Consider the following 3,935-nt stretch of genomic DNA (forward strand, 5'->3'; position numbering starts at 1 on the left):
CCCTCGGCCTGACCGGGGTGCGCGTCACGGCCGAGACCGCCGAGCGGTTCTCGGCCTCGCTGGCGACCCGGGCGTCCGGGCCCGCCACGGGTGCGGGGTCCGGCGTCCGCGCGCCCGGGCTGGACCTCGTCTTCCTCGACCCGCCGTACGATCTCGCCGAGGACGTGCTCGCCCTCGTCCTGACGCACCTGGCCACGCCGGGCGTGCTGGCCGACGGCGCCGTCGTCGTCGTCGAGCGGTCCACGCGCACCCCGGAGCCCGCCTGGCCTGCCGGCCTGGCCCCGTTCGCGCGCAAGGACTACGGCGAGACGGCGGTCTACTACGCCGAGCCGTCCGACACACCGCCGTCGGATAGCGTGGGCGCGTGACCACAGTCGTCTGCCCCGGGTCGTTCGACCCCATCACGCTCGGCCACCTCGACGTGGTCCGCCGTGCCGCCTCGATGTTCGACGACGTGGTCGTCGGCGTCGCGAAGAACCCCGGCAAGTCGGGCCTGCTGGACCTGGAGACGCGCGCCGGCCTGGTGCGCGCAGCCCTGGAGTCATCGGGCGAGCCGGGCCTGGCCCGGGTGCGGGTCGCCGTGGTGCCGGGGCTGCTGGTGGACTTCTGCCGCGAGATCGGCGCGGTCGGCGTCGTCAAGGGCCTGCGCGGCGGCGGCGACTTCGACGCCGAGCAGCCGATGGCGCTCATGAACCGGCACCTGTCGGGCGTCGAGACGATCTTCCTGCCGGGGGACCAGCGCTACGCGCACGTCGCGTCGTCCCTGGTCAAGGACATCGTGCGGCACGGCGGCCCGGTCGACGACCTGGTCCCGGCGGGCGTGCCGGAGGTGTTGCGGGCCGCGCTGGGGCAGCCCGCCGCGGGCTCGTGAGGCCTCTCACTCGGCACGGGCGCGCGTAACGCCCGTTCCATGTCGTAGGATTGCTTTTTGGTCCCTGGCGTGACGTCGTGCGCCGGTCCAACCCCCTTCATCGTCCGATCGGACGCTGTCCTTTTCCTGCCCTCATCGGAGCCCGTCATTTCCCGCGAACCGAACTCGCCGCTCGTGCTCGACACGCACGAGCTCTCTCGGCGTGCCGGATCGATGCGCACGCACAGCGCGACCGTGCAGGCGCCGTCGGACCTCGGTACCGCCGTGATCGGTATCCCGGAGGGCTCTGACCTGGAGCTGGACCTGCGGCTCGAGTCCGTGATGGAGGGAGTGCTGGTCTCCGGCACGGTCCGCGGCATCGCCAAGGGCGAGTGCAGCCGCTGCCTCGACGACATCTCCCGTGAGCTCACGGTCGACGTCACCGAGCTGTTCGCGTACCCCGAGCGCGCCGCTGCGTCGGCCGAGGCGGGGGACACGGACGTGGAGGACGAGGAGTCCGTCCTCGAGGACGACATGGCCGACCTGGAGCCCTCGCTTCGGGATTCGGTCGTGACTGCACTACCATTTCAACCGTTGTGCCGGGAGGACTGCCCTGGCCTGTGCTCCGAGTGCGGAGCGCGCCTGGCAGACGACCCCGGTCATCACCATGACGTTGTCGACCCTCGCTGGTCGGCGCTACAGAGCATGCTCGAATCTACGAGCGTGTCGGACGAGACGAAAGAGAGCTAGCCGTGGCTGTTCCGAAGCGCAAGATGTCGCGCAGCAACACCCGTGCGCGTCGCTCGCAGTGGAAGACCACCGCAGCGACCCTCACGACCTGCCCGCAGTGCCAGGCCAACAAGCTGCCGCACACGGCGTGCCCGACGTGCGGCACCTACAAGGGCCGCACGTACCGCGACGCCCTGAAGACCGTTCACGCGGGCTGACGTGGCCAAGGGCGGGACGTCGCCGGCAAGGCCGGAACCTACCGCGCTGCTCGAGAAGCTCGGGGTCCATCTGGACCCCGAGCTTCTTGTGCTGGCACTGACCCACCGGTCGTTCGCGCACGAGGCCGGGGGCATCCCCACCAACGAGCGCCTGGAGTTCCTGGGCGACACCGTGCTGGGGCTCGTGGTCACGGAGGCGCTGTACCGGCGTCACCCGGACCAGTCGGAGGGCGACCTGGCGCGCATGCGCGCCGCGACGGTGTCGCAGCGCGCCCTCGCTGCGGTGGCGCGGAACCTCGGCCTGGGCAAGTACGTGCTGCTCGGCAAGGGTGAGATCCGCACGCGCGGCTTCGAGAAGGACTCGATCCTGTCCGACACGGTCGAGGCCCTGATCGGCGCGACGTACCTGTCGCACGGCCTGGAGACCTCGCGCGAGCTGGTGCACCGGCTGGTGGACTCGACGCTCGACGTCGCCGCCGGGCTGGGCGCCGGCCTGGACTGGAAGACCTCCCTGCAGGAGGCCTCCGCCGAGCGCGGCCTCGGTTCGCCGGACTACATCGCCACGTTCGAGGGCCCGGAGCACGCGCGCGTGTTCCACTCCACCGTCGTGATCGACGGCGTCACCTACGGGTCCGGCTCCGGCACGGCGAAGAAGCACGCCGAGCAGGGCGCCGCCGAGGAGACCTACCGGGCCCTGCTGGAGAAGTTCCCGCTGCCCGGCGCAGACGCCGACGGCAAGGCCGTCGACGACAAGTCGGCCGCGGACAAGCAGGCCGACGGCAGGTCCACCGCGAGCAAGGCGCCGGCCGCCGGTGCCTGAGCTGCCCGAGGTCGAGACCGTCCGCGGCGGTCTCGACCGCCTGGTCGTCGGCGCGACGGTACGCGACGTCGAGGTCTTCCGCGAGTACAGCGTCCGCAGGCACGACGGCGGACCGGATTCCTTCCGCGACCAGCTCGCCGGACGGCGGCTGGCGGCTGCCGTGCGCCGCGGCAAGTTCCTCTGGCTGCCGCTGACGGAGCCCGGCCCGCAGCCTGGGCCCAACCCTCCGGTCGAGCCCAAAGTGCCTGTTGAGCCCACAGCGAGTGTTGAGCCCGCAGCGCCTGTCGAGCCCTCAGCGCTGGCCGAGACCCGCCCCGCCGCCGCGCTGCTCGCCCACCTCGGGATGTCGGGCCAGCTCCTGGTGCGCGGCGCGACGGCGAACGAGGTTCCGGCGCGGTCCGCGCCGGAACCCACCGGCTCGGCACTGGACGCATCGACCCAGGCCGCACCGGCACCTGCCGTGGACCCGGCGATCGCGGTCGACGCGGTGACCGACGATCAAGCCGCGCCGACCCCGACCCCGTACGGGGCCGCGAGCCCCGAGGACGACTGGAAGCACCCGCACCTGCGGGTTCGCCTGCACCTGGACGACGCGCCGTCGGGCGCGCAGTACCTCGACTTCGTGGACCAGCGCACGTTCGGGCACCTCAGCGTCCAGGACCTCGTGCCCGACGGTACGAGCGCGACCGTCCCCGCCGGGTACGGCTCCGACCTGCCCGTGCTGCCCGAGCCCGTGGCGCACATCGCCCGCGACCTGCTCGACCCGAACCTGGACCTGGACGCCCTGGTGAGCCGGGTCCGTCGTCGGCGGACGCAGGTCAAGCGCGCCCTGCTGGACCAGACAGTGGTGTCCGGCGTGGGCAACATCTACGCCGACGAGGCGCTGTGGCGGGCACAGGTGCACTGGGCCCGGGCCACGGACAAGCTCAGGGCGGTGGACGTGCGCCGCGTGCTGGACTCGGCGGCCGAGGTGATGCGCGAGGCGCTGGTCCAGGGCGGCACGAGCTTCGACGAGCTGTACGTCAACGTGAACGGGCAGTCGGGCTACTTCGACCGGTCGCTCGCCGTGTACGGGCGGGAGAACGAGGAGTGCCGCCGCTGCGGCACGCTGGTGCGCCGGGACGCGTTCATGAACCGGTCGTCGTTCAGCTGCCCGGTCTGCCAGCCCCGCCCGCGCGGCCTCTGACCCCCCGCACCTCCCGTTGAGTGCTGGCCATTTGTTGCTTCCGAGCTCCCGGAACAACAAATAGCCAGCACTCAACAGGAGGGGAGGGCGGGTCAGCGGCCGGCCACGTTGCGCAGCTCGCCGCCCGCGCGC

6 protein-coding genes are annotated in these 3,935 nt (G+C 72.1%); all 6 read left to right on the forward strand.

Annotated elements, in window-relative coordinates:
* Positions 1–368 (forward strand): RsmD family RNA methyltransferase (locus PROKR_RS00950; protein WP_036958922.1); only part of this gene is annotated, 368 nt, incomplete at its 5' end.
* Complete coding sequence (gene coaD / locus PROKR_RS00955) at positions 365–871, forward strand: pantetheine-phosphate adenylyltransferase (RefSeq protein ID WP_036958923.1); 507 nt, start codon at positions 365–367, stop codon at positions 869–871. The genes PROKR_RS00950 and coaD, both read left to right, overlap by 4 nt.
* A gap of 213 nt (positions 872–1,084) precedes the next feature.
* Positions 1,085–1,600 (forward strand): YceD family protein, encoded by a 516-nt coding sequence (locus tag PROKR_RS00960; protein WP_245605655.1) that lies wholly within the window; start codon positions 1,085–1,087, stop codon positions 1,598–1,600.
* Positions 1,601–1,602: 2 nt separating this feature from the next.
* On the forward strand, positions 1,603–1,797 hold the full coding sequence (gene rpmF, locus PROKR_RS00965; RefSeq protein WP_026365388.1) for a 50S ribosomal protein L32: 195 nt from the start codon (positions 1,603–1,605) through the stop codon (positions 1,795–1,797).
* 1 nt (position 1,798) lies between these two features.
* Positions 1,799–2,617 (forward strand): ribonuclease III, encoded by an 819-nt coding sequence (rnc, locus tag PROKR_RS00970; protein ID WP_084800182.1) that lies wholly within the window; start codon positions 1,799–1,801, stop codon positions 2,615–2,617.
* Position 2,618: 1 nt separating this feature from the next.
* The gene (gene mutM / locus PROKR_RS00975) at positions 2,619–3,803 is read left to right on the forward strand and encodes a bifunctional DNA-formamidopyrimidine glycosylase/DNA-(apurinic or apyrimidinic site) lyase (RefSeq protein ID WP_425414844.1); all 1,185 of its coding nucleotides are present in this window, start codon (positions 2,619–2,621) and stop codon (positions 3,801–3,803) included.
* Positions 3,804–3,935: the final 132 nt, after the last annotated feature.

The organism is Promicromonospora kroppenstedtii DSM 19349 (genome assembly GCF_000515355.1).
Taxonomy (GTDB): domain Bacteria; phylum Actinomycetota; class Actinomycetes; order Actinomycetales; family Cellulomonadaceae; genus Promicromonospora; species Promicromonospora kroppenstedtii.

Excerpts from the sequence above, each read along its gene's own strand:
- PROKR_RS00960 (WP_245605655.1), top strand. The coding sequence starts at position 1,085 with ATGCGCACGCACAGCGCGACCGTGCAGGCGCCGTCGGACCTCGGTACC.